At 36.4% G+C, this 4,499-nt stretch carries 2 protein-coding genes; both read left to right on the top strand.

The genetic code is table 11. From position 1 onward, the window contains the following. The first annotated feature begins 32 nt into the window (after nucleotides 1-32). Nucleotides 33-3,149, top strand: coding sequence for a type I restriction endonuclease subunit R (locus HMPREF0549_RS02645; protein ID WP_003716717.1), 3,117 nt, complete (start codon nucleotides 33-35; stop codon nucleotides 3,147-3,149). Between the two features lie 28 nt (nucleotides 3,150-3,177). Beyond that, nucleotides 3,178-4,188: an Abi family protein gene (locus tag HMPREF0549_RS02650; RefSeq protein ID WP_003716718.1), complete on the top strand. Its 1,011-nt coding sequence runs from the start codon at nucleotides 3,178-3,180 to the stop codon at nucleotides 4,186-4,188. The last annotated feature ends 311 nt before the right edge of the window (nucleotides 4,189-4,499 follow it).

A 4,499-nucleotide genomic window follows, 5' to 3' on the forward strand; every position in this document is an offset into this window, starting at 1 on the left:
CACACAACAAAAAGAAAGGAGTGTGATACATCATGTCAAAAGGTTATTTACTAGAAGCAGATGTTGAAAATCTGGCATTAGATACCTTAAAACAGGTTGGCTATGACGTTTATAAAAGCCCAAGCCCAACATCACCTAATCCAGAAATTGATGCTATGCGAAGTAATGATCATACGGTAGCTATTTTACCTACTAAGGTTCAAACTGCACTTCGTAAACTAAATCCAGGATACTCAGATGAAATTTATAAAGAAGCATTTCGGCAAATAATGCGGTTAGCTAATAATCCAGATATGATGGTTAATAATCATTATTTCCATAAGCTGTTGATCGAAGGTATTCGAGTTAAAACAACGGTTAAGGGTGAAAATAGGACTGAAGTTTTATATCCTATTGATTTTGATCATGTTGAAAATAATGAATTTATCGCTACCAATCAGTTCACCTTTAAGGGAAGCAATGAGCGGCGTCCAGATACCACTATTTTTGTGAATGGATTACCAGTGGTGACGTTTGAATTTAAGGACGCAAGTAATCCTAATGTTAGCATTGAGAATGGTTATCGACAGTTACAAACTTATAAAGCTGAAATTCCTGAATATCTGAAATATAATGAAATTTTGATTGCATCGGATGGTATTAATTCTCGAGCTGGATCTTTAACTGCTGGTTTTGATCGCTTTATGCGCTGGCGAGCACCAAAAAATATTAACACTGGTGATGATCTTGAATTAGAGACAATGATTAAGTACATGCTTAAGCCTAAGGATCTACTTAATTTAATTGAAAACTTCATTATTTTTGAAACTGATGGAGATAATACAATCAAGATTCTGGCGGCTTACCACCAGTACTACATGGTTAATAAAGCGGTTAAAGCAGCTAAACGAACACTTGTTGACCCTAATGATAAGCGTATTGGTGTGGTTTGGCATACTACTGGATCAGGTAAAAGTTTATCGATGGTGTTCTTTGCCAGCATTGTGGCTAGAAAGCTTAATAATCCAACGATGTTGGTAATCAACGATCGTAATGATTTAGATGATCAGTTATTTGATACGTTTTCCGCCGCACATGAATTTTTACGACAGACTCCAGAACATGCAGAATCTCGTGATGAACTTCGTAAATTTATGGATAAACAATCGGGGGGAATTGTTTTTTCAACTATTCAAAAGTTTTCACCAGATTTTGACAGCGGGGAAAAAGAGATGCCAGTTTTAACGAACCGTAGTGATGTAATTGTTATTGCAGATGAGGCGCATCGCTCTCAATATGGATTAAAGGCTAAATTCACTAATAATGGGTTACGATATGGCTTCGCTAAATACTTACGTGATGCTTTACCTAATGCATCATTCATAGGTTTTACTGGGACCCCAATTTCTACTGCTGATAAATCAACTGTTGCGGTCTTCGGTAATTATATTGACGTTTATGATATTACTCAGGCTGTTAATGACCATGCTACAGTCAAAATTTATTATGAGAGTCATGTATTTCCTCTAAAATTGAAGTCCGATGCACAGGCTAAGTATCAACAACTGCTAAAAGAGGCCAACTTAGATGATGATCCTAACTTAGAAGAAAATGCTCGACGTAACCGAGAATTCTCCCGTTTGGAGGCATTAGCTGGTGCTCAGCCGCGACTAGAAAGTATTGCTAAGCATTTTGTTAATCATTTCGAAGCACGACAAAAAGAGACTTTTGGCAAGGCAATGATTGTTGAAATGTCGCGTCGTAACGCAGTTCGTCTCTATAATGAAATCATCAAGTTACGCCCAGAGTGGGATAGTGATGACCTTAATAAAGGGAAAATCAAGGTTGTAATGACGTCTTCTGCGGCCGATGGTCCAGAAATGGCAAAGTTTCAGACCAGTAAAGCTGATCGTCGAGTCCTTCAAAAACGGATGAAAGATAATAATGATGAATTACAGATTGTTATCGTGGTTGATATGTGGTTGACAGGTTTTGACGTACCTTCGATGAATACTATGTACATTGATAAGCCGATGAAGGGACACAATTTAATTCAAGCTATTGCTCGTGTCAACCGGGTCTTTAAGGACAAAGATAGTGCCTTAATTGTGGACTACATTGGTATCGCTGAAAATCTGAAAGAAGCGCTGAACGTTTATTCCACAGAAGACCAGGGGCAAGTGGGTATCAATATGCAAAAAGCCCTAGCCCTTTTGAAAGAGAAATATGACATCATTACTAATGATTTCCTATATGGAGTTGATTACTCAGGGTTTGATTCAGAAGATGGAGCTGTTCGCTTAAAGATTACTCGGCGAGTTGCTAACGAGATTCTAGGTGAGGACGAGGAAACACAACAAAAGTTTTTGGATGTTGTGACTGAATTACAGAAAGCTTATGCTTTGACTTCAACTCAACCGGAAGCGCAAGCCTATGGCAAAGAGATTGCTTTCTTTAAGACGGTTAAGGTGTTTATTCAAAAACTAAAGCAACCAACTACGCCTGTCGGTTCAGGAAAACATACTGATGTTAAATATCAAATGCAACAGTTATTGGATCAGTCCATCATTTCTGAACCCAATGTTGACATCTACAATGAACTAGGCATAAAAAGACAAAGTATTGATTTAATTTCAGATGAATTCTTGCAGAAAGTTAATAGTATGCCGGAGCAAGATGTTGCAATTACCCTGTTGGAAAAATTACTTAAGGGTAAGATTAAAGCAATGATTAAAAGTAATAAAGTTACGTCCGAAAAATTTGAAGATATGCTCCAGAAATCAATTGACGAATATAATCAACGTGGGATTACCAGTGAAATTGTTATTCGTAAGTTGATTGATATGGCTAAAAAGATTAATGCAGAGCAAGAAAAGGGTAAAGACTTAGGACTTAGTCAAGAAGAAATCGCCTTTTATGATGCACTAGCTGATCATAAGAAAGCTGTCGAAGTTCTTGGAGAAAGGAAACTTCATTTGATTGCTCAGGAGCTAGTCAAGCTAGTTAAAGAAGAAGCTGGCGTTGATTGGGAAAAGAGACGTAATATTCAAGCTAAAATGCGTGTGGCTGTAAAACACCTTCTTAGAAAGTATGGTTATCCGCCTGATATTGCGCCTCAAGCAGTAAATACCGTGGTAGAACAGGCTGAACTGATGGCATCAGATGATTAATACTTAAAATAAGGAGGTATGTACTTCTGTGAATAGTGGTAGCCCCAAAAGTTTTAAAACTTTAGATGAACAGTGTGATATTATCTTTGATCAGCGGCATCTTAAAGTACCTTCAAATGAGTGTAAGAAAAAATCTATTGGTAGATTAAAGAATGAACTTATACAGAAAAACTATTTTGATTTAGTTAATGGCCTAGAAGATGTTATTAACGTATCAGATCCAAAGCATAAGTACTATGGAGATTATTCATTAGATGATCTATTAGGCTTGTACAAACTTAATGAGGACCTACGCCAATTGCTGTTAGCAAATATTGGTAGATTCGAAATTAGCTTAAAAACATCTATTGCATATCATTTCTCACGACATTATCCTATCTGGAATGATTATCGTGATCCGTCTCATTACAAAGATATTACCAGAAACGATCGTGAAGAAGTGTTTTATGCGAGATTCGGATATTCAATAAAGTATTCTGGTGATAATCCAAAAATAAATCAGAGAGACCTTTTTCCTTTTTTTGTTACCGATAATGTTTTGAGACGCAAGCTGAGACGTAAGGAAAGATACATGAGTGCATATGGAGGATGTCCACCTCTGTGGGTTGCAATAAAAATCTTGGATTTTGGACAAACTCATTTAATGTTCACATTATTAAACGCAACAGTCGCTAAGGAAGTCCTAGCTGACTTCAATCTTAAACCAGTAGAAAGACAGGAATTTGAAAGTGTCCTCTATGTGGTTAATTGGTTGAGAAATGAATGTGCACATTTTGAAATGATTAATAAAAGTAGATATCACGCTAAATACCCGGTAGACGCTTCTTTAATAAAGAGATTGGGATTAAGGACAAATAGGTCCAGACGGAATTTGAATCTTTTCCAAGTAATGTGTATTTTAGATTCGATCCAAGAAATTAAAATATCATTCTTTAATTTGATAAAACAAAGTCGAATACCAAGTCGACTAAAGTCCAGTTATTTAAGAAGTATAGGATATTGGCGTCAAAGCAACTGGCCATTGCCATTTGACTTTTAGAGGTAATTTAGATAAGATAAGTATGAAATAAATATTTGCCAGTAATGGCGTCATGTTGCTTTATAGTGCATGACATAGGGAAAGCGCTTGGATCCTGATGGGTGAGAAGCGTTTTTCTAATTATAATAGTTATACTAGAATTTTCCACGAACGTATTGCTTTAACTGTGGAGAATTAGATTCTCCCGCAAACTGATAAAATGTTGAATCTGTTATTGATTTTTAGAACAAGGTAGCTTCTAGAATTATGGCAGTGAGCTAACAAACACGCTGTTTTGTAATAAAGAATGATAATCGACTAAACTGACCTCG

It is taken from the genome of Limosilactobacillus vaginalis DSM 5837 = ATCC 49540 (genome assembly GCF_000159435.1).
Classification (GTDB): Bacteria; Bacillota; Bacilli; order Lactobacillales; family Lactobacillaceae; genus Limosilactobacillus; species Limosilactobacillus vaginalis.